This window comes from Dysgonomonas sp. ZJ709, assembly GCF_011039195.1.
GTDB lineage: Bacteria > Bacteroidota > Bacteroidia > Bacteroidales > Dysgonomonadaceae > Dysgonomonas.
On the sequence record NZ_JAAKEM010000076.1, the window covers coordinates 1 to 1395 of the forward strand.

The window sequence follows — 1395 nt, forward strand, 5'->3', positions numbered from 1 at the left end:
CCACCTCTTCCCATTCCGAACAGAGAAGTTAAGCCCAATCGTGCCGATGGTACTGCAATTATGTGGGAGAGTAGGTTACCGCCGTCTTTAAGCAAGAGCGCCTCTAGTAGAAATACTACAGGCGCTTCTTTTGGTAGATACTACATATACTCTCATAAAACACAAAACTAACACGAAATACGAAAACAATACTCATTACATTACATTACACTAACACATAACAAAAGAACATAAACGCAGAATACAAAACAAGAAATGCAAAAATATACTTAAATCAATTGGTCGCTAGTTCTCTGTTTTGTTCTATTTTGTAAATAATATTTAGTTTGTGTTTAATATTATTTATATTTATATTGTTTTTATTGAATTATTTGTTTTCTTTGTGAAAAGATTAATCTAATTATAGTATGCTACCTTGCTATTGTCCAAGTTGTAAAGCGCAACTAAAAGTAAAAAGTCTTAAATGTGAAAATTGTGAGACTGAAGTGATGGGGAATTACGAATTACCCATATTAGCTTTATTGTCTACTGAAGAACAAGATTTCATTCTGAAATTTGTGAAGCACAGCGGAAGCCTTAAAGAGATGGCAAACCAATTAAGATTGAGTTATCCTACTGTTAGAAATCTATTAGATGAAATAATCGAAAAAATCAAATCTTATGAAAAATGAGAATAACTGGCATCTGCTGTTAAATCCATTTGTGCGCATTGCCGGATGGAAAGCTTTCTTATTGGGAAGCCTTATTGCAAGTATAACAATTATTATAGGATATTTTAGTAACGTTTGGTATCCGGGAGTCTTGGATATTAAATTGGTTACGCACCTCAATTTAGGAAAGGCTTTTCTGGTGCAAATTGTAAATCAGTTCTATGTTGTATTTTTCATGTATCCCGCAGCTTTAATATTTGCTAAGAATACTAGATTTCAGGATATTTTGGGTACTACAATGTTAGCTCGTTTCCCTTTCTTAATAGCATCTTTACTCGGTTTTATGGTGAAGCCCGATAGTCTAGAGAATTTGATGGATGTTTTGCAAATGGGTATGTTTAATGTTGCTGATAATATTGGTCTTATTGCTGCTAGTATAATAATGGTTCCGATAATTATCTGGTATGTAATATTATTGTATAATGCTTTTAAGGTGTCTTCCAACATAAAAGGAACTAAGGCGGTTGTGACTTTCACAGTATGTCTTATCTTAGCTGAGATAGTATCATTAATTGTTAATTGGGTTTTTATCAAATATGTATATGAAACGATATTTTAATTTAGGTACTTATATATCATTTTACACAAAATTAGTCATGGTTGTTAACGGATTATCCTTCCCTCTTTTAATTATTACCTGTGTTGTCGTTGTATATTCATAAACAACGCACTCTTGTTTATTCAG

General features: G+C 32.2%; 2 protein-coding genes and 1 rRNA gene. All 3 read left to right on the plus strand.

What is annotated here, in order from left to right:
• Window positions 1-87: ribosomal RNA gene (gene rrf / locus G7Y56_RS18400) — 5S ribosomal RNA — on the plus strand; the annotation flags it as partial.
• 320 nt (window positions 88-407) lie between these two features.
• Window positions 408-671, plus strand: a complete 264-nt coding sequence (locus G7Y56_RS18405; RefSeq protein ID WP_165045915.1) for a DUF2089 family protein — start codon at window positions 408-410, stop codon at window positions 669-671.
• On the plus strand, window positions 661-1269 hold the full coding sequence (locus tag G7Y56_RS18410; protein WP_165045917.1) for a hypothetical protein: 609 nt from the start codon (window positions 661-663) through the stop codon (window positions 1267-1269). The genes G7Y56_RS18405 and G7Y56_RS18410 overlap by 11 nt, the downstream gene beginning before the upstream one ends.
• Window positions 1270-1395: the final 126 nt, after the last annotated feature.

What these genes read in the sequence shown, in the direction of transcription:
- G7Y56_RS18405 (WP_165045915.1), top strand. Translation starts at nt 408, where the DNA reads ATGCTACCTTGCTATTGTCCAAGTTGTAAAGCGCAACTAAAAGTAAAA.
- G7Y56_RS18410 (WP_165045917.1), top strand. Translation starts at nt 661, where the DNA reads ATGAAAAATGAGAATAACTGGCATCTGCTGTTAAATCCATTTGTGCGC.